At 72.8% G+C, this 19590-nt stretch carries 18 protein-coding genes; 5 read left to right on the top strand and 13 right to left on the bottom strand.

The genetic code is table 11. The annotated features are described in order from the left end of the window. Window positions 1–40: 40 nt before the first annotated feature. Window positions 41–781 carry a 2OG-Fe dioxygenase family protein gene (locus tag ACF08F_RS23500; RefSeq protein WP_392300493.1) on the top strand — a complete coding sequence of 247 codons (741 nt, stop codon included), beginning with the start codon at window positions 41–43 and terminating at the stop codon, window positions 779–781. A 104-nt stretch (window positions 782–885) separates the two neighbouring features. Next, window positions 886–1503 (top strand): LysE family translocator, encoded by a 618-nt coding sequence (locus ACF08F_RS23495; RefSeq protein WP_189507995.1) that lies wholly within the window; start codon window positions 886–888, stop codon window positions 1501–1503. Window positions 1504–1530: 27 nt separating this feature from the next. Here ACF08F_RS23495 and ACF08F_RS23490 read toward each other — a convergent pair whose 3' ends face one another. The 6 genes from ACF08F_RS23490 to ACF08F_RS23465 all read right to left on the bottom strand — a co-directional run bounded on the left by ACF08F_RS23490 (window position 1531) and on the right by ACF08F_RS23465 (window position 7219). Further along, window positions 1531–2016: a YbaK/EbsC family protein gene (locus ACF08F_RS23490; protein WP_392300492.1), complete on the bottom strand. Its 486-nt coding sequence runs from the start codon at window positions 2014–2016 to the stop codon at window positions 1531–1533. A gap of 57 nt (window positions 2017–2073) precedes the next feature. Further along, window positions 2074–3078 (bottom strand): helix-turn-helix domain-containing protein, encoded by a 1005-nt coding sequence (locus ACF08F_RS23485; protein ID WP_392300491.1) that lies wholly within the window; start codon window positions 3076–3078, stop codon window positions 2074–2076. A 304-nt stretch (window positions 3079–3382) separates the two neighbouring features. Beyond that, complete coding sequence (locus ACF08F_RS23480) at window positions 3383–4591, bottom strand: serine hydrolase domain-containing protein (protein ID WP_392300490.1); 1209 nt, start codon at window positions 4589–4591, stop codon at window positions 3383–3385. 35 nt (window positions 4592–4626) lie between these two features. Then, a complete protein-coding gene (locus ACF08F_RS23475; protein WP_392300489.1) occupies window positions 4627–5373 on the bottom strand; it encodes an energy-coupling factor ABC transporter ATP-binding protein in 747 nt (248 codons plus the stop codon). Beyond that, entirely contained in the window at window positions 5370–6134 is a 765-nt protein-coding gene (gene cbiQ, locus ACF08F_RS23470) for a cobalt ECF transporter T component CbiQ (protein WP_392300488.1), read from the bottom strand. The genes ACF08F_RS23475 and cbiQ overlap by 4 nt, the downstream gene beginning before the upstream one ends. A gap of 50 nt (window positions 6135–6184) precedes the next feature. Beyond that, window positions 6185–7219, bottom strand: coding sequence for an energy-coupling factor ABC transporter permease (locus tag ACF08F_RS23465; RefSeq protein ID WP_392300487.1), 1035 nt, complete (start codon window positions 7217–7219; stop codon window positions 6185–6187). Between the two features lie 143 nt (window positions 7220–7362). Between ACF08F_RS23465 and ACF08F_RS23460 the strand changes: the two genes are divergently transcribed. Continuing rightward, window positions 7363–7740, top strand: a complete 378-nt coding sequence (locus ACF08F_RS23460) for an SsgA family sporulation/cell division regulator (protein WP_392300486.1) — start codon at window positions 7363–7365, stop codon at window positions 7738–7740. Window positions 7741–7765: 25 nt separating this feature from the next. Here the strand turns inward: ACF08F_RS23460 and ACF08F_RS23455 are convergent, their stop codons facing one another. Next, window positions 7766–9925 carry an MMPL family transporter gene (locus tag ACF08F_RS23455; RefSeq protein ID WP_392300485.1) on the bottom strand — a complete coding sequence of 720 codons (2160 nt, stop codon included), beginning with the start codon at window positions 9923–9925 and terminating at the stop codon, window positions 7766–7768. Window positions 9926–10033: 108 nt separating this feature from the next. Further along, on the bottom strand, window positions 10034–10606 hold the full coding sequence (locus ACF08F_RS23450) for a TetR/AcrR family transcriptional regulator (protein ID WP_392300484.1): 573 nt from the start codon (window positions 10604–10606) through the stop codon (window positions 10034–10036). Between the two features lie 185 nt (window positions 10607–10791). Here ACF08F_RS23450 and ACF08F_RS23445 point away from each other — a divergent pair, with 185 nt between their 5' ends. After that, window positions 10792–14256 (top strand): S41 family peptidase, encoded by a 3465-nt coding sequence (locus ACF08F_RS23445; RefSeq protein ID WP_392300483.1) that lies wholly within the window; start codon window positions 10792–10794, stop codon window positions 14254–14256. A gap of 202 nt (window positions 14257–14458) precedes the next feature. Here ACF08F_RS23445 and ACF08F_RS23440 read toward each other — a convergent pair whose 3' ends face one another. The 5 genes from ACF08F_RS23440 to ACF08F_RS23420 all read right to left on the bottom strand — a co-directional run bounded on the left by ACF08F_RS23440 (window position 14459) and on the right by ACF08F_RS23420 (window position 18743). After that, the gene (locus tag ACF08F_RS23440) at window positions 14459–14953 is read right to left on the bottom strand and encodes a GNAT family N-acetyltransferase (protein ID WP_392300482.1); all 495 of its coding nucleotides are present in this window, start codon (window positions 14951–14953) and stop codon (window positions 14459–14461) included. A gap of 119 nt (window positions 14954–15072) precedes the next feature. Next, on the bottom strand, window positions 15073–15258 hold the full coding sequence (locus ACF08F_RS23435; protein WP_392300481.1) for a hypothetical protein: 186 nt from the start codon (window positions 15256–15258) through the stop codon (window positions 15073–15075). Window positions 15259–15379: 121 nt separating this feature from the next. Beyond that, the gene (locus ACF08F_RS23430; protein WP_392300480.1) at window positions 15380–16279 is read right to left on the bottom strand and encodes an SDR family oxidoreductase; all 900 of its coding nucleotides are present in this window, start codon (window positions 16277–16279) and stop codon (window positions 15380–15382) included. Next, window positions 16276–17175, bottom strand: coding sequence for an alpha/beta fold hydrolase (locus ACF08F_RS23425; protein WP_392300620.1), 900 nt, complete (start codon window positions 17173–17175; stop codon window positions 16276–16278). The genes ACF08F_RS23430 and ACF08F_RS23425 overlap by 4 nt, the downstream gene beginning before the upstream one ends. Window positions 17176–17198: 23 nt before the next feature. Further along, window positions 17199–18743, bottom strand: a complete 1545-nt coding sequence (locus tag ACF08F_RS23420) for a flavin-containing monooxygenase (RefSeq protein WP_392300479.1) — start codon at window positions 18741–18743, stop codon at window positions 17199–17201. Between the two features lie 196 nt (window positions 18744–18939). Between ACF08F_RS23420 and ACF08F_RS23415 the strand changes: the two genes are divergently transcribed. Then, window positions 18940–19563, top strand: a complete 624-nt coding sequence (locus ACF08F_RS23415; protein ID WP_392300619.1) for a MerR family transcriptional regulator — start codon at window positions 18940–18942, stop codon at window positions 19561–19563. Window positions 19564–19590: the final 27 nt, after the last annotated feature.

Below are 19590 nucleotides of genomic sequence, written 5' to 3'. Positions count from 1 at the left end.
GATCGGTTCCATCGATGACCACTTGGACACAGGGGGAACAATGCCTTCGTCGTACGCGTCCGGAGTAGAGGAAATATGCGAGTCGCTTTCCTCCCGGAGCTTTGACCTCCGCTCCGGGGAGAAGGTCAAGGAGCTTCTCCTCCAGCGGTCCGAGACCGCGCTCGACGACCTGGAGCCCTTCCGCGAGAGCTGGGACCGGATGCCGCTCGACGGCTACATGGCGGACGGTGGCCGCTACCGCCGCCGCCGGCACGCCACGCTCAGCGCGCCCCGGGCGAGCAACGACTTCCGCGTCGAGGCCCACCAGCCGCACTACCAGGGACTCGACTACAACACCCTCAACGGCGGCGTCGCCCGGCACTACGAGCCCTTCGAGGACGCGTCGCTGCACGGCGCCACGATGACCGGCCTGGTCACCCTCGGCTGCGACATCTTCGGCCGGCTCGCCCCGTACTCCGCCTGGCACATCGAGGCCCACCAGTTCCGCATCGAGATCGACGGCGACGAGGTCGGTCTGCCCACGCCCGAGGGCGTCCACCGCGACGGCGTCACCTTCGTCCTGATGGCGATGATCGGCCGCTCCAACGCCACCGGCGGCGAGAGCACCGTCTTCAACCTGGACAAGAACCCGGTGGAGAAGTTCTCCCTCACCGACCCCCTCGACCTGGCCCTCGTCAACGACGAGCGGGTCTACCACGGCGTCTCGCCGATCGAGCGGATCGACGCCTCCGCCCCCGCCTCGCGCGACGTGCTGGTCGTGACCTACCGTCACAAGCCCTGATGTCAGGAGCGGGTGGGAGGGGACGGGCTCCACAGGGGCCCCGGCCCTCCCGCCCGCCCACCTCTTGAGTGAGAACGTGAGCGAGAAGGCGGGAAGTCGGGAACATGGGTCAGCTCATCGCCGTGGCGGTCATCACCATTCTGGCTGTCATCAGCCCCGGCGCGGATTTCGCGATGACCGTCCGCAACAGTTATCTGTACGGGAGGACCGCCGGAGTTCTCGCGGCCGCCGGAATTGCACTCGGTGTTCTCGTCCACGTCACCTACACCATGCTGGGTGTGGGACTTCTGGTGTCCCGCACCCCGATGCTCTTCACGGCGATGAAACTCATCGGCGCCGCATATCTGGTGTACATCGGATACAAGACGTTCGTCACCAAGGCCCAGGTGGACATCGACCTTTCTGAGGACGGCGGCCTTTCGAAGGCCGGCGCGCTGCGCACCGGCTTTCTGACGAACGCGCTCAACCCGAAGACGATGCTGTTCGTGCTCAGCACGTACACCCAGGTCGTCAGCGCGGACACCCCCGTCTTCCAGCAGATCGGCTACGGACTCTTCATGTCCTTCGCCCACCTCGTCTGGTTCGCCCTCGCCGCGGTCCTCTTCTCCAACCAGGCCCTGCGGTCCCGGCTGCTGCAGCGGCAGACCGTGCTCAACAAGGTCATCGGGGCCGTCCTGGTCGGCCTGGGGATGCTGCTCGCGCTGACACCCGCCATGGCCTGACCGGCCTCCGGCCCCGCCCGCCGCGGGTCAGTCCGTCGAGACGCGCTCCACGCGCGGCTCCGCGATCGACCGGTAGTCCGCACTGGAGAGGGCGATCGAGCGGTCGAGGCGGGCGGCGTTGAAGTAGAACTCCGGGTGCGTCAGGAGGTCCGGGTCGACGAACAGCTCCAGGCGCTCGTCGAAGGAGAACGGCAGGATCGTGCCGCTCTCCGAGCCCGCGAGCTCCTCGGCGATCTCCGGGGACGCGAAGGAGACGTACGTGCCGCCGTACAGCGCCTTCACCGCGGCCAGGTCGATCCGCCGGTCACCGGGGACGACGACCAGCGCGAACCGCTTCTCCTTCTTGCCGATCTTCACCATCGCGATGATGCACTTGGCCGCCTGGGCGAGTTCGTGCCCCCGCAGCGCGCTGACCGCCTCGGTGGCGCCCTCGGGGGCGTGCTCGATGACCCGGTAGGCGGCGCCGCGCTCGTCGAGCAGGGCGACCAGCTTCTCGTACGTTTCCTGGGACATGCGTTCTCTCCTGTCACAACCTGTGTACATGTACGGCGAGTTGACCCTACTGTCCGGTCACCGGACCGCCGGTGCCCCGCGCGCGTGGTCCAGGTGCCTCAGCAGCACCGCGCCCGGGCGGTCCAGTTCGTAGAGCACCCGCACGCCCGCCCTGCGCCGCCGGACCACTCCCGCGGCCACCAGCGTCGTGAGGTGCTGGGAGACGGTGCTCGGGGCGAGGCCGAGGGAGGTCGCGAGGTCCGAGGTGGTCGTGGGCGCCACGAGGGCCCGCAGGACGCCGGCCCGGCTGCGGCCGATGAGGACCTCCAGCCGGTCGCCGCGCACGGGCGCGTCGGCCCGCCGCTCGGGCGGCGCCTCCCCGACGAGGACGGCGGACCCTTCGACCGGACAGGACAGCGCGGCCTCCGAGCCGTCCGGCGCCGAGGTGAAGAACGGCGTCCCCCGGCCGAACAGCAGCGGGACGAGGACGATCCGGGAGGCGCCCGACACGGCCATCGCGCCGGGAACCGCCACCCCGCCGGGCACCGCGACCCCGACCACCGCCTCCAGGACCGCCTCCGGGCCCCGGGTGGCGAGCGTGCGGGCGCGGCGCAGGACGTCCTCCTCCGTCGCCGCCCGCAGGCTCGCCGCGTACGGGGCGAGCGCGGCCTGCCAGTACCTCGGCAGGAAGGCGCGGAGCTCGGCGACGCGCGCCGCGGGGTCCGCGTACAGCGGGCGGACCTCGGCGGGCACGCCCTGCGGGAAGCGCTGTTCGAGCTCCGCGCGGACCCGGGACGGGCAGACCGCCGCCAGCGGCGCGAGCTCCTCGCCCAGGTCCGGTCCGTCCCCGGCCGGGACGGCGAGGAGGAACGGCGGAAGGGTCCCGCCGCCGGTCCGGAAGAGGTGGACGAGCCAGCCCGGGATGGTCACGTCGGAGCGGCTCAGCGAACGGCGGGCGGCCTTGGCCCAGTTGGCGTACGGCCAGGGCACGAGGCCCCGGTGCGCCGCGAGCAGCGCGATGCTGCCGTAGATCTCCCAGAGCCGGCTGCTCGCGATCCGCAGCGCCACGCGGTCGGTCGGCACCGCCGGCCGGCTCGCGTGGCGCGCCGTTCTCGGTGCTCGTGCCGTCCCTAAGGCTCTCGCTGGTCGCGACGGTCGCGACGGAATCCCGCTCACCCCTGCACCCCCGTGCCCGCCCATCGGTCAGTGGGCCGGCTCGACCACGGTACTGGCCGAGAACCCCCACATCCGCAGGTCAACGGCGCAGAATGTCAGGTCAGTTACGGCCGTTTCAGGCCTCGGCCGGTTCCGGTCGGGACGGGCTCCGGCCGGGCCGGCCCGGGTCCTGGCCGGCCGCGGCCCCCGGTCGGGGCGGGGCTCCGATCAGTCAGGACGCGTCCACGACCGAGCGCACCGCCCGGACCAGTGCCTGGGCGCGCGGGTCGGCCGTGACCGTCTTCCGCATGCCGTTGGTGACGTAGCCGAAGGCGATCCCCGACTCGGGATCGGCGAAGCCGAGGGAGCCGCCGCGGCCGGGATGGCCGAAAGACGACGGGCCGAGGAGCGGGGAGGCCGGTCCGTGCAGCATGTGGCCGAGCCCGAAGCGGGTGCCGACGAGCAGAACCCGGTCCTGACCCGCCGACTCCTCCGTACGGGCCAGGGTGAGCGTCGCCGGGGCGAAGAGGCGCTCGGCGCCGTCCACGGGGCCGAGGGTGGCCGCGTAGAAGCGGGCGAGCGCGCGGGCGGTGGCGACTCCCGCCGAGCCGGGCAGTTCGGCGGCCCGGTAGACGGGGTCGTTCTCGTCGGGCCGGGGCTCGATGACCCCGAAGGCGCGCCGGGTGAGGGAGTCCGGGTCCTGGTAGGCCTCGCTGACGGAGCGCTTGGGGCGGAGCTTGAGTGCGCCGCCGCCGGGCGGGTCGATCTCCTCGACGGGGCCGAGGCGGCCGACCCGGTGGGCCTCGGCGTCCGGCAGCCCGATCCACAGGTCGAGGCCGAGGGGGCCGGAGATCTCCTCGGCGACCCAGCGGCCGATGGTGCGGCCGGTGACCCGGTGGACGAGGCCGGAGAGCAGCCAGCTGAAGGTGTGGGCGTGGTAGCCGTGGGCGGTGCCGGGCTCCCAGGCGGGGGCCTGGGCGGCTGTCGCGGCGGTCGCCGTCGGGAGGTCGACGGCCTCGGCGAGGGTGAGCGGGCGGTCCAGGACGGGGACCCCGGCCCGGTGCGCGAGGAGCTGCCGTACGGTCACGCGGTCCTTGCCGGCCGCCTTGAACTCGGGCCAGTACGTGGCGACGGGGGCGTCCAGGTCGAGCAGGCCGCGCTGGTGCAGGAGCAGGGGGACGGCGGCGGCGACGCCCTTCGTCGCCGAGCGGACCACCTGGGCGGTCGACTCCGTCCACGGCGCCGTACCGTCCACGTCGCGGTCACCGGCCCACAGGTCGACGACCGGCACGCCGTCGCGGTGGACGGCGACGGCCGCCCCGCGCTCGCCGCGCTGCTCGAAATTGCGCAGGAACGCGTCCCTGACCGGCTCCCAGCCCGCCGCCACCGTGCCCTGGACGTCCACCCGACCCACTCTCCCTTTCGTACGACCGGCTCCCATGGTGCAACGCCTGCCGGAAGGGGTGGATTCCGGGGTCAGGTCACCGAGCTCGGGACGAAGCCGAACGGCAGCTCCAGCCGGTGCCGGGCCATCAGCCCGGTGTCCGCGAGGATCTCGCCGGTCCCCCCGTCGGCGGCGATGACGCCCTCGCTGAGGATGACCGCGCGCGGGCAGAGCTCCAGGGCGTACGGCAGGTCGTGGGTGACCATGAGGACGGTGACGTCCAGGGAGCGGAGGATGTCGGCGAGCTCTCGGCGCGAGGCCGGGTCCAGGTTCGAGGACGGCTCGTCGAGGACGAGGATCTCCGGCTCCATGGCGAGGACGGTGGCCACGGCGACCCGGCGGCGCTGTCCGAAGGAGAGGTGGTGCGGCGGCCGGTCCGCGTACTCGGCCATCCCGACCCGGTCGAGGGCCTTGCGCACGACGGCGTCCAGTTCGGCGCCGCGCAGGCCCGCCGCCGCCGGCCCGAAGGCCACGTCCTCGCGGACGGTGGGCATGAAGAGCTGGTCGTCGGGGTCCTGGAAGACGATGCCGACCTTGCGCCGGATCTCGGCGAGGTGCTTCTTCCCGACCGGGAGCCCGGCGACGGTGACCGTGCCCGCGCCGCCGGTGAGGATGCCGTTGAGGTGGAGGACGAGGGTGGTCTTGCCGGCGCCGTTGGGGCCGAGGAGGGCGACCCGCTCGCCGCGTCCGACGGTCAGGTCCACGCCGAAGAGGGCCTGGTGGCCGTCGGGGTACGCGTAGGCGAGGCCGGACACCTCAAGAGACGGGGCAGGGGTCATGAGGTGGTCCATCCGAGGAGGCAGATCAGGAGTGCGGTGGCGGGGAGCGCGGCGGCGTACGTCCACTGGGCGCGGGTCGCGGTGACCTCGTCGAGGACCGGCATCGTGCCCGTGTAGCCGCGGCTGACCATGGCGAGGTGGACGCGTTCGCCGCGCTCGTACGAGCGGATGAAGAGCGCGCCCGCCGACTTGGCGAGGACGCCCCAGTGGCGGACGCCCCGCGCCTCGAAGCCGCGCGAGCGGCGGGCGACGGACATGCGGCGCATCTCGTCGGTGATGACGTCGCCGTACCGGATCATGAACGAGGCGATCTGGACGAGCATGGGGGGCAGCTTCAGCCGCTGGAGGCCGAGGAGCAGGGCGCGCAGCTCCGTGGTGGAGGCGAGGAGGACGGAGGCGGCGACGCCGAGGGTGCCCTTGGCGAGGACGTTCCAGGCGCCCCACAGGCCGGGGACGCTCAGCGACACCCCGAGGACGGTCGTCTGCTCGCCGGGCACGACGAAGGGCATGAGGAACGCGAACGCGACGAACGGCACCTCGATGACCAGCCGCTTCAGCAGGAAGCCGGCCGGGACGCGGGCCTTCGCCGCCACGACCGCGAGGAGCAGGGCGTAGCCGGCGAAGGCCCAGACGGCCTCGCGCGGTGTGGAGACGACGACCACGACGAAGCCGAGGACGGCGGCGAGCTTGGTGTGCGGGGGCAGCTCGTGGACCGGCGAGTGCGCGTGCCGGTAGAGCTTGTGGGCGTGCCCGGTCCCCATGTCAGACCGGTCCCGTGCCGGACCGCACGCACGTCACGGAGCTCGTCACGTCAGACCGCCGCGGCTTCCTGGCTCGCACGGCGGCGGCGGACGACCCAGAAGGCGCCCGTGCCGACGGCGAGGGTCGCGCCGACGCCGATGACGCCGGCCAGGCCGCCGGAGAGGCGGGCGTTCTCGACGTCCTTGACGCCGTAGTCGGCGAGCGGCGAGCCGGCGGCGGCGTGCTCCTCGACCTTGGTGTCGATGCCCTTGTCGGCGGCGACCTTCTCCAGGCCGTCGGGGCTGGCGGAGGCGTAGAAGGAGACGAAGCCGGCGAGGACGAGCGCGGTGACGACACCGCCGATCCACAGCTTCTTCGGGGAGCCCGAGGGGGCGGGCGCGGTGGCCGGGGCGGCCGCGTCGACCAGCTCGCCGTCGACGCGGAGCTTGAGCGGCGCGGTCAGGCCGCGGGCGCCGAAGACCAGGTCGGGGCGGACCGCGATGACGGCGCCGACGGTCAGCATGGTGATGACGGCCTCGCCGATGCCGATGAGGAAGTGCACGCCGACCATGGCGGTCAGGACCTTGGAGATCGGTACGTCGGTGGTGCCGCCGATCGCGTACAGCAGGGTGAAGGCGGCGGCCGAGGCCGGTACGGAGACGAGCGCGGCGACGAAGGAGGCCACGGTCACCGAGCGGCGGGTGCGCGGCAGCACGAGGACGAGGCCGCGGAAGAGCGCGTAGGCGACGACGACCGTGACGACGCCCATGACGGTGATGTTCACGCCGAGGGCGGTGAGGCCGCCGTCGGCGAAGAGGATGCCCTGCATCAGCAGGACGACGGCGACGCACAGGACGCCGGTCCACGGCCCGACGAGTATCGCCGCGAGCGCGCCGCCGAGCAGGTGTCCGCTGGTCCCGGTGGCGACCGGGAAGTTCAGCATCTGCACGGCGAAGATGAAGGCCGCGACGAGTCCGGCGAGCGGCGCCGTCCGCTCGTCGAGCTCGCGGCGGGCTCCGCGCAGGCTCACGGCGACGGCGCCGGCGGCGACGACGCCGGCTGCCGCCGACACGGGGGCGTTGATGAATCCGTCAGGTACATGCACGCCCCGAATGATGAGCCTTCCTGCGAACCACTTGCAAGAGCGCATGGGTCACAGATCACAGCGTGGACGGCGCATGCCCCGAGCGCGCGCGGGGAAGGAGTGGCACATTGGCTGATAGCAGGACAAAACGTGAGGAGCGCGCGATGGCCGCCGTAGACGAGCAGCACGCAGCCGACGTTCACGCGGTCGACGACCACGCCAGGGGACGCATCATCAGCGACGCCCCGCTCTCCCGGCCCGTACCCGTGACCCTCCGCTTCGACGCGGACTTCACCCCCGCGACCGTCCGCTTCGTCTTTCCCGGCGAGGTCGAATGGTCCTTCCCGCGCACGCTCCTGGAGACCGGACTGCGCACCCCGGCCCGCCGCGGCGACGTCGGGGTGTGGCCCTGCGGCCGGGTGCAGACGGTCGTCGAGTTCCACAAGGACGACGGGGTCGACGTCGTCCAGTTCGACACCGCCGCCCTGCTCCGCTTCCTCCGGCACACGTACGCCGCCAGTACGTCGATGACGACACACTGACGGCGTACGGGGGTGGCGCCGGCTGTCAGACCTTCACGAGGTCCGGTCCGGGCTGCGGGTCCGCCTCGACCGCGTCGGCGAGGCCCTCGCCCTCCACGTCCACGGTCGGCAGGGCCCGGTCCAGCCACTTCGGCAGCCACCAGGCCTTGTGGCCGAGGAGCGCGAGCACGGCCGGGACGATCGCCATGCGGACCACAAAGGCGTCGAAGAGGACGGCGACGGCGAGACCGAAGCCGATCATCTTGACCATCTGGTCGTCCATGCCGATGAAGCCGGCGAAGACCGCGATCATGATGACCGCCGCGGCGACGACCACCCGGGCGCTGTGCCGGAAGCCGGACACGATGGCCTCGCCGGGCCGCTCGCCGTGGACGTACGCCTCCCGCATCCGGGTCACGAGGAAGACCTCGTAGTCCATCGCGAGACCGAAGACGACACCCACCATGAAGATCGGCATCATCGACATGATCGGGCCGGTCTGCTCGACCCCGAAGAGGCCGCCGAGCCAGCCCCACTGGAAGACCGCGACGACCGCGCCGAGGGCCGCGACGACCGACAGCAGGAAGCCGAGGGCCGCCTTGAGCGGCACCAGGATCGACCGGAAGACCACCGTCAGGAGCAGGAAGGCGAGGCCGACGACCAGTGCCAGGTAGGGCACGAGCGCGTCGTTCATCTTCTGCGAGAAGTCGATGTTCATCGCGGTGGCGCCGGTGACGAGGACGTCGTCGCCGGTGGCGTCCCGGATGTCGTGGACCAGCTCCTCGGTGGCACCCGAGGACGGGCGGTCCTTCGGGATCACCGTGATCATCGCGGCGTCGCCGGCCTTGTTCGGGGTCGCCGGGGTGACGGCGGCCCAGCCTTCGAGGCCCTTGATCGTGGAGACCGCCTTCTCGGCGGTGGCCTTGTCGCCGTCGACGACGACGAGCAGCGGGCCGTTGATGCCGGGGCCGAAGCCGTCCGACAGCGCGTCGTACGCCCGGCGCTCGGAGGTGGAGGTGGGCTTGGCGCCGTCGTCCGGCAGGCCCATCTCCAGGGAGGCGGCGGGCACGGCGATCGCGCCGAGGCCGAGGACGCCGACGAGCAGCACCATCAGGGGACGGCGGATGACGAACCGGGCCCAGCGGGTACCGCCGTTGGGCTTGTCGCTCTCCTTCGCGGTGCCCAGGCGCTGCTTGCGGCCGACGATCCTGTCGCCGGCGAAGCCGAGCATCGCGGGGATGAGGGTGAGGCCGACGAGGACGGCGATGACGACCGTGCCGGCGGCGGCGAAGCCCATCTTCGTCAGCATCGGGATGTTGACGACGGCCAGGCCGACCAGGGCGATGACGACGGTGAGTCCGGCGAAGACGACCGCCGAGCCCGCCGTGCCGACCGCGCGGCCCGCAGCGTCCTCCTTCTCGCGCCCGTCGGCGAGCTCCGTGCGGTAGCGGGAGACGATGAAGAGGGCGTAGTCGATGCCGACCGCGAGGCCGATCATCATCGCGAGGGTCGAGGTGGTGGAGCCCAGGTCGAGGACGTTGGCGAGGGCGGTGATCGAGGAGACGCCGATGCCGACGCCGACGAGGGCGGTGAGCAGCGGGAGTCCGGCGGCGACGAGCGAGCCGAAGGTGATGACGAGCACGATGCCGGCGATGACGATGCCGATGGCCTCGCTCGCGCCCTGCTCGGGCATGCTCTGCAGGGCGTCGCCGCCGACCTCGACGGTCAGGCCCTTGCCCTGCGCGCTGTGGCCGGCCTCGGTGAGGGCCTTCTTGGTCTCGTCGGTCAGCTCCATCCCGCTGACCTTGTAGGAGACGGAGACGTAGGCGGTGGAGCCGTCCTGCGAGACGGCCCGCACGGCGTACGGGTCGGTGACCGAGACGATCTGGTCCGAGCCGGACTTCAGCGCGGAGACGGTCTCCTCGACGACGGCCTTGTGGGCCGGGTCGGTCATCTTCTGGCCGTCGGGGGCCTTGAAGACGACACGGGCCGTGGCTCCCTCGGCGCCGGTGCCCGGGAAGCGCTCTTCGAGCAGGTCGAAGGCGCGCTGGGCCTCGGTGCCGGGGATCGAGAAGGAACTGGACGTGGGGGCGGGCGCGGTGGCGGCGCCGATACCGGCGACCGCCAGGAGCGCCACCCAGAGGAGGGCGACGAGCCGTCGGCGCCGGAAGGCGGAACGGCCCAGCTTGTAGAGGAACGTGGCCACGGGGGCGTACTCCCGGTGTGGGGTGGGACAGGGCATGGGGAGCCGGCCCGACGGCGTGAGCGGTTCGACGTCAGGTGGAGCAGGGGTCCAGCGGTACTGCGGGGAGGATCAGACGCCGAGTGAGGGGAGCACGACGGCGTCGAAGTACGCGCTGAGGAAGGCGCGGTCGACCGGCCGGTCCTCGATCAGCGGGCGGGCGATGAACGCACCGATCAGCATGTGCGGGACGAGCTTCAGCGCCGGGTTGTCGGCGGCGACCTCGCCCCTGCGGACCGCTCGTTGCAGCACTTCGTCGAGGCCGTTCATCTCGGGTTCGATGAGCAGCTCGCGCAGCGCGCGGTGCAGTTCGGGGTTGGTGTGGACGGCATGGGCGAGGCCCCGCATGAGCGCGGCGTCCTTGTCCATCTGGCAGTCGTCGGTGTGGGCGAGCATCTCCTCGATGTCGCCGCGCAGCGAGCCGGTGTCGATCTCGGAGAGATCGGCGGGCTTGTTGGCGCGGAGCGCCCGGGCGACCAGCTCCGGCTTGCTCCCCCACTGGCGGTAGAGGGTGGCCTTGCTGGAGTGGGTGCGGGCGGCGACGGCGTCCATGGTGAGGGCGTCGTAGCCGACCTCGCGAAGGAGGTCGAGCACGGCCGTGTACAGCTCGGACTCCCGCTCGGGAGTGAGTCTGCTGCGAGCCATGACCGGCTCCTCCGATCCGACGGTGCGAACGAAACGGTTTCGTACAGTACGAAGATACCCCCACCCTCAACGAAACGAAACCGTTTCGTACGTGTCCTGGCCCACACGGACGGCGGACAGACGTCCCGAGCACGTGCACACACGTACGAGTTGCCGCACCCCCTCCGCGCGGAAAGCATGTACAGGTGAGTGACGACGTCGCGTATCTCCGGTTTCCGCACCTCCACGACGACCTGCTGTGCTTCGCGGCCGAGGACGATCTCTGGATCGCCCCCCTCGCCCCCGAGGGCCACCGCGCCGGCCGGGCCTGGCGGCTGACCGTCGACCGCACCCGGGTCGGCCACCCGCGCTTCTCGCCGGACGGCCGCCACATCGCGTACACGAACTGGCGCAGCCTCGACCCGGAGATCCACCTCGTCCCCGTCGACGGCGGCGCCGCCCGGCGCCTCACCTACTGGGGCTCCACCGACACCCGGGTCTGCGGCTGGACGCCCCCCGACCCCGACCGGGACGGCCGCTCCGACATCCTGGCCGTCTCCTCGCACGGGCAGCCCTTCTCGTACTACTCCTGGGCCTACACCGTCCCCACCGACGGCTCCCCCGGCCTCCGCATGCCCTGGGGCCCGGTCTCCGACATCGCCGTCACCGACGACCCCGTCGTCTGCGGCCACCCCGACGCCACCGGCAGCGGCGGCGACCGCCGGACCCTTCTCCTCACCGGGAAGCCGCCGCACGAGCCGGCCTCCTGGAAGCGGTACCTCGGCGGCGCCACCGGACGCCTCTGGCTGCACGGCGAACGGCTGCTGCCCGACATCGGCGGCCACCTGGACTGCGCGATGGCCGTCGACGGCCGGATCGCCTTCCTCTCCGACCACGAGGGCATCGGCAACCTCTACTCCTGCCTGCCCGACGGCACCGGCCTGCGCCGCCACACCGACCACGACGCCTTCTACGCCCGGCACGCCTCCACCGACGGCCACCGGGTCGTCTACCAGTGCGCGGGCGAGCTGTGGATCGTCGAGGACCTCACGGCCGACTCACGCCCCCGGAAGCTGGAGGTCCGGCTCGGCGGGCAGCGCGTCGGCCGCCGCCACTACCAGGTACCCGCCGCCCACCACGTCGACGCGGTCTCCGTCGACGAGACCGGCCGGGCCAGCGCCGTCTCCGTCCGCGGCAGCCTGTACTGGCTCACGCACCGCGACGGTCCGGCCCGCACGATCATCGACACCCCGGGCGTCCGCGTCCGGCTCCCCGAGATGCTCGGCAGCGGCGGCCAGGTCGCGTACGTCACCGACGCCGAGGGCGAGGACGCGATCGAGATCGCCTACCTGCCGCGCGCCAGCGGCGACCGGCCGCCCCGCCGGCTCGCCTCGGGCCGGCTCGGCCGGGTCGAGGAGCTCATCTCCGACCCGGACGGCGAACGCCTCGCCATCGCCTCCCACGACGGACGGCTCCTCCTCCTCACCGTGTCCGAGGAAGCGGCCGCCGCGGGCGCCGAGGACCTCGGGGAGGGCGCCGGAGCAGGCGCCCAGGAACCCTCCGCGGCCGAAGGCTCCGAGGCCGAGGACTCCGGCGAGGGCTCCCCGGCCGGAGCGCCGGGCGAGGACCCCAAGGCCGCAGCGGCGGGCGAGGTCACCGAGCTGATCCGGTCCGTCAACGGGCCCGTCCGCGACCTCGCCTTCTCCCCCGACGGCGCCTGGCTCACCTGGTCCCACCCCGGCATCGGCCGCTCCCTGCGCTCCATCAAGATGGCCCGCATCTCCGGACCCGGCGCCCGGACCGTCGTCGACGTCACCAACGGCCGCTTCGAGGACGAGAACCCCGTCTTCACCCGGGACGGCCGCTACCTCGCCTTCCTCTCCTGGCGGGGCTTCGACCCGGTGTACGACGTCCACACCGGCGACCTGTCGTTCCCGCTGGGCTGCCGCCCCTACCTCGTACCGCTCTCCTCCGCGACGCCCTCCCCCTTCGCGCTGCTGCCCGACGGGCGCCCGGCGGCCGGCGGCCTCGACCCCGCCGACGACGACACCGACACCGGCGACGGCACGGTCACCGTCGAGATCGAGGGGCTCCCCGACCGCGTCACCCCGTTCCCGGTCACCGCCTCCAAGTACTCCGCCCTGCACCCCGTCAGCGGCGGCGGCCTGGTCTGGCTGCGCTGGCCCATCTCCGGCGCGCTCGGCGAGACCTTCGCCAACCCCGCCGACACCTCGGGCCGCCCCACCCTGGAGCACTTCACCATCACCAAGGCCCGCAAGACCGAACTCGCCAAGGACCTCGACTGGTTCGCGGTCAGCGGCGACGGCACCCGGCTCGTCGTCGCCGACGAGGGCGAGCTGCGGGCCGTGCCCGCCACCGAGTCCGGGGACGGGGACTCCACCGTCTACCTGGACCTGCGGCGCATCCTCCACGAGGTCGACCCGGGCGCCGAGTGGCGCCAGGCCTTCGACGAGGCGGGCCGGATCGTCCGCGCCTACTTCTGGGAGCCCGGCATGGGCGGCGTCGACTGGCCGGCCGTCCTCGACCAGTACCGGCCGCTCGTCGAACGGGTCTCCTCCCCCGACGAGTTCGCCGACCTGCTCCGCGAGGTCGTCGGCGAACTCGGCACCTCCCACGCCTACGTCACCCCCGCCCGCCGCAACGAGGGCCCGCCGCACTACCAGCGCCCCATGGGCCTGCTCGGCGCCAACCTCGTGCCCCGGGAGGCCGGCTGGACGGTCCGGCGCATCCTGCCCGGCGAGTCCTCCGACTCCAAGGCCCGCTCCCCGCTCGCCGGCACCGGCATCCGCGAGGGCGCCGTCCTCACCCACGTCGACGGCCGGCCCGTCGACCCGGTCGCCGGCCCGTACCCGCTGTTCTCCGGCACCGGCGGCACCACCGTCGAGCTGACCTTCACCCCCGCCGAGGGCGAGGGCCGCTCCCGCCGCGTCGCCGTCGTCCCGCTCGTCGACGAACGGCCGCTCCGCTACCAGGACTGGGTCGCCAAACGCCGGGCCGTGGTCCGGGAGCTCAGCGGCGGCCGCTGCGGCTACCTCCACATCCCCGACATGGGCGGCTCCGGCTGGGCGCAGTTCAACCGCGACCTGCGCATGGAGGTCTCCCGGCCCGCGCTCATCGTCGACGTCCGGGGCAACGCCGGCGGCAACATCAGCGAGCTCGTCATAGAGAAGCTCACCCGCAAGATCCTCGGCTGGGACCTCACCCGGAACGCCCAGCCCGTCAGTTACGCCTCCAACGCCCCGCGCGGCCCCGTCGTCGCCCTCGCCGACGAGGCCACCTCCTCCGACGGCGACATGATCACCGCCGCCTTCAAGCTCCTCGGCCTCGGGCCCGTCGTCGGCCAGCGCACCTGGGGCGGGGTCGTCGGCATGACCGGCCGCCACCGGCTCGGCGACGGCACGCAGATCACGGTCCCGATGAACGCGGCCTGGTTCCCCGAGTACGGCTGGTCCCTGGAGAACCACGGCGTCGAACCCGACCTCGCGGTCCTGCGCACCCCCCTCGACTGGGCCGAGGGCCGGCACGCCCAGCTCGACGACGCCGTCCACGTCGCCCTCGCGCTCCTCGACGAGACCCCGCCGGCCAGCCCCCCGGGCTACGAGGCGGTCCCCGACCGCTCCCGCCCGAAACTGCCGCCGAGGCCCGCGTGACCTCCGGAGGACGCCGCTCAGCGGGCTAGGGCGTGTTGCGAAAGTAGCGCCGACCGCCCGAAGGGCGGGCCCGACGGCGTCTGGTGCGTGCGATCGCAAGGCGGAGGGTCGCCCCGATACTGGATGTATCGGGGCGATCCCGACAACGCGGCGAGCGTGCGTGCCAGGCGCCGTCGGGCAGGCGAGACTTTCGCAACACGCCCTAGGCGACGGCCGCGGCGAGGTCCAGCTCGTAGGAGGTGCCCGGCTCGCCGTCCAGCGTCACGCTCCCGACCGCACCGAACCCGACCCGCCCGAGCACGGCCCTCGACCCCGCGTTGTCGAGGGTCGTGGCGGCGGTCAGCCGCGTCAGCCCGTACGCCTCCCGCGCCAGTCGGCACAGCTCGCGCACCCCGGCCGTCGCCACGCCCCGCCCGGTCGCCTTCTCGGCGACCCGGTAGCCGAGTTCGGCGGCCCCGTCGACGGCGTCCACGAGGTTGAAGCGGCCGAGGATCTCCCCGTCCTCCGCGACCAGCACGTGGAAGTGGATCGCGCCGGTCTCCTGCTCGTCGAGGAGCGCCCGGTGCCGGTCCTCGAACTCCGCGAAGTAGGCGTCCCCCCGGTCGGGCACGGAGGCGGCGAAGTAGGCCCTGTTGGCCCGCTCGAACGCGAGCAGGGCGGGCGCGTGGTCGGGGCGCAGTCGCTGCAGTTCAGGCATGAGGGGCACGGTATGCCCTCGCCCGGGAAAGAGCGCCCCAATATCCCGCCCCGCCCGCCCCGCCCGGGAACGCGTGAGGGCGCACCCGGCTTCCCGGGTGCGCCCTCGCGGACCGGACGTCAGGCGTCGTAGTCCTGGTCGAAGCGGTCCTGGGCCTCCTGCTGGGCCCGGCGCGTCTCCTCGTCGGAGCGTTCACGGCCCTGGGAGGCGCGCTCGGACGCCTCGTCCCTCGCCTTGCCCGCGGCCCGCTTGGCCTGTTCCTTGAGCTGCTCCGCCTTGTCCTTGAACTGGTCTTGCATGCCCATGAAGGTTCACTCCTAGAAGGGTGAGAGGGGGACGGGGCTTCGCGGCCCCTCGGGCCTCGACCAGCCTTGCACGGGCCACCTGCCCACGCATTTCGATCAGTCCGCCCCCTCTCACTCCCCGTCACCGGCGGGCCGCGGCTCCCGGGTCTCCCGCGCGCTCCTGCTCGTCGGCCGCGCCGCCCGCGCCCACGAGCCCCTTCGGGACGGAGGAGAGGCGGGGCTCGAAGCGCCGCATCTCCCGCTGCCCGACGGTCGCGATCATCCCGGGCAGATAGCCCCGGACCGACTGCATCCCGCGCAGCCACCACTGCGCGTACACGTGGGAGGAGCGCCGCTCGACGCCGGCGACGATCCGGTCGACGGCCGGGCCGAGGGGGTACGTGCGGTTCGCGGGCCACGGCAGCCGGGAGCGGAGCTCGCGCATCACGTCGTCCTGGTCGGCGCCCCGCACCATGTCGGTGTCGGTCCAGGACAGATAGCCGACGCCGACGCGTACGCCCTTGTGGGCGACCTCGGCGCGCAGGCTGTGCGCGAAGGCCTCGACGCCCGACTTGGAGGCGCAGTACGCCGTCATCATCGGGGCCGGGGTGAGCGCCGCGAGCGAGGCGATCTGGAGGAAGTACCCGCGCGACTCCATGAGGACGGGCAGGAAGGCCCGGCCGGTCACGGCGCCGCCGATGAGGTTGACCTCGATGACCCGCCGCCAGGCGTCGGGGTCGGACTCGGCGAACGGACCGCCCGCCGCGACGCCGGCGTTGGCGACGACGATGTCGACCTTCCCGAACCGCTCCTTGACCTCGGCCGCGACCTTCGCCATGGCCTCGTGGTCGGTGACGTCGGCGTGCCACCAGTCGGCCTCGGTGTGCAGCCGGCCGGCGACCTCCTTGAGCTGCTCGGGCTCCAGGCCGACGAGCGCGATCCTCGCGCCGCGCGCGGAGAGCTTGCGGGCGAGGAGTTCGCCGACGCCCCGTGCCCCTCCGGTGACGACCGCGACCTGTCCTTCCAGGCTCACCCTGCTCATGCCTGCTCCTTCTGCTTCTCCTGGTCCCCGGACTTCACGCCCAGGTACGTGAGGGTCAGTTCGCGGATCTGCGCGGTGACGGCCTCGGGGGCCTCCACCGGCGTCATGTGGCCCATGCCGGCCAGCTGGACCAGGCCCGTGCAGTGCGGCAGCGCGTCCGCCATCGCACGGGAGTGGACGGCCGGGGTGAGCCGGTCGGCGGTGCCGACGAGCACGGCCACCGGCAGCCGCAGCTCCCGCAGCCCGGCTTCCAGGTCGAGGCCGGCGAGGACCTGCGACCAGCCGTAGCGGGCGTCGCGCGGGCAGGCGTGCACGATCCGGGCGCAGGCCTCGACGCGGTCGGGTGCCGAGCCCGGTCCCATCGTCGCGTACCTGAGGACCTTCTTCGAGACGGCGTTGACCGGTCCGAGCGGCGCCTTCGCGCCGAGCACGGCCTTGGTCAGCCGGCTGCGCAGCCCGCCGGGCCGGAGCGGTACGACGGTGGCCTCGGCGGTCAGCCGGGAGGGCCCGGTGGAGCAGAGGAGCGCGGCGGCGGCGTGCTGCCGGAAGCGGGGGCGCTCCGCGGCGGCCATGAGCGTCATGCCGCCCATGGAGTGGCCGGCGAGTACGGCCCGCTCGCCGGGGCCGAGGGTGGCCGCGAGCACCGCCTCCAGGTCGTCGGCGAGCGCGGCCGTGGAGTAGCCGCCCGGGCCGGGCACGGGGGACCGGCCGTGGCCGCGCTGGTCGTAGGCGACGACCCGGTGGTCGGCGGCGAGGGCCCGTATCTGCTCGGCCCAGAAGGCGGTCGAGCAGGTCCAGCCGTGGGCGAGGACGACGGCGGGCGCGCCCTCGGGGCCGTACACCTCGACGTGGATCGGGGAGCCGTCGGCGGAGCGGGCGGTGAGCTCGCGGGGCATGGGCAGCGGGCTGAGGCGGGGGCTCACTGGGCGGCCTCCTTCTTGCGGGAGCCGGTGCGGCCCTTCGCCGCCGGGGCGGGCTCGGCGGCGCGGACCACCTCGTACTCGGCGAGGTCGACCTGCCGGGTCTCCTTGCGGAACTCGCCCGTCGTGCCCGGCCACAGCGTGGTGTTGCGGCCGTTGGCGTCGAGGTACCAGCTCTCGCAGCCGCCCGCCTTCCAGACGGTCCGTTCCATCCGGGCCTGCACCTTGCGGTTCCAGGCGCCGACGGCGGAGGGGCGGACGGCGAGGGCGGCGCGCCCGCCGCGCCCGGAGGAGGTGAGCAGGGTGAGCTGGCGCAGGTAGTCGGCCATGTAGTTCAGCTGGGACTCGATCATGAGGATCATCGAGGAGTTGCCGAGGCCGGTGTTGGGGCCGATGACGGTCATGAAGTTGGGGAAGCCGGCGGCGGTGGCGCCGCGCAGCGCCTCCATGCCGCCCTTCCAGGTCTCGGCGAGGGTCTTCCCCTCGGCGCCGACGACCCGCTCGGCGATCGGCATGTCGGTGACGTGGAAGCCGGTGCCGAAGACGATCGCGTCGACCTCGGTCTCGGTGCCGTCGGCGGCGACGACGGTCGAGCCGCGGACCTCGCGCAGGCCGGAGGCGACGACGTCGACGTTGGGCTGGGCGACCGCCGGGTAGTACGTGCTGGAGAGCAGGATGCGCTTGCAGCCGATGCGGTACGAGGGCGTCAGCTTGGCCCGCAGCACCGGGTCTTTGATCGACTTGGCGATGTTGGCCTTGGCCAGCTTCTCGACGAGCCCGAGTTCGTTCGGGTGCTTGGTGAAGGCGCCGACCTGGAGTTCGCGGATGCCCCAGAGCAGGCCGCGGCGGAGGGTGCCGGTGACCGGCACGGCGCGGTGCAGCCAGCGTTCGGGCCCGGTGATCGCCCGGTCCATGCGGCGCATGACCCACGGGGGCGTGCGCTGGAAGAGCGTCAGCCTGCCGACCTGGGGCTGGATCGCGGGGACGATCTGGATGGCGGAGGCGCCGGTGCCGATCATGGCGACGCGCTTGCCGGTGAGGTCGTAGTCGTGGTCCCAGCGGGCCGAGTGGAAGACCTTGCCGGGGAAGTCGGCGAGCCCGGGGATGTCGGGGATCTTGGGGTCGGAGAGCGGTCCGGTGGCGGAGACGACGACGTCGGCGCTGAAGGCGCCCCGGCTGGTCTCGATCTCCCAGCGCAGCGCCTGGGCGTCCCACTCCATCCGCAGCACCTCGTGGTTCAGGCGCAGGTGGGGGCGGATCCCGAAGGTGTCCGTGACGTGCTCCAGATAGGCGCGGATGTGGCGCTGTCCGGAGAAGGTCCGCGGCCAGTCGGGATTGGGCGCGAAGGAGAAGGAGTAGAGGTGCGAGGGCACGTCGCAGGCGCAGCCGGGGTAGCTGTTGTCGCGCCAGGTGCCGCCCACGGAGTCGGCCCGCTCCAGGACGACGAAGTCGGTGATGCCCTCGCGGCGCAGCCGGACGGCGGCGCCGAGGCCGCCGAATCCCGATCCGATCACCGCCACCCGTACGTGCTCGTGCTTCGCCATGCCGCCTCCCGCGCGCCGACAGATCACGCCAGCAATCACTGGCACAGTCGGGACTGTAGAGCAGCTCCATACCGAGCGGTAGGGGTACGACGAGGGAAAGTTACCGGCGGTACAACATAGGCTGACGGGTGTGGCAGAAGGATCAGGCGAACGATCAGTCGAAGGACCGGGACCCGGCGGCGTGCGCGAGTACCGCATGGAGGAGCTGGCGACGGCCGCCGGGATCACCGTGCGCACCCTCCGCTTCTACCGCGAGCGCGGACTGATCCCGCCGCCCCGCCGCGAGGGCCGCATCGCCTGGTACGACGAGCACCACCTCGCCCGGCTGCGCACGATCGCCGCCCTCCTGGAGCGCGGCCACACCCTCAACGGCATCGCCGACCTCACCAGCGCCTTCGAGAGCGGCAGGAACGTCCGCGAGGTCCTCGCCCTCGGCTCCCCCACCGAGGAGGAGCCCGTCCGCCTCACCCCCGAGGAGCTCGCCGACCACTTCGCCGGCGAGGTCACCCCAGAGAACCTCGCGGCCGCCCTCGACCTCGGCTACCTCGTCACGGACGGCGAGGAGATCATCCACATCAGCCGCCGCCTGCTCGACGTCTCCGCCGCCCTCGTCCGGGAGGGCATCCCGCTCGCCGAGGTCCTCAAGGCCGGCGCCCGCGTCCGCGAACACGCCGACGCCCTCGCGGACCTCTTCACCGACCTGCTCCGCGCCCACGCCTCCGAGAAGGACGTCCGGCGCCTCCGCCCACTCGCCAAGAGCGTCGTCGAGGCGGAACTCTCCCTCGCCCTCGACCGCCGCCTGCGCCCCGAGGACGGCTGACGCACGCCACCGCACGGAGCGCGACGG

The sequence above is a fragment of the Streptomyces sp. NPDC015130 genome (assembly GCF_043080005.1).
Lineage (GTDB): Bacteria > Actinomycetota > Actinomycetes > Streptomycetales > Streptomycetaceae > Streptomyces.
Note: the sequence above shows the minus strand (reverse complement) of the source record. Positions and strands in the feature narration are given on the sequence as shown.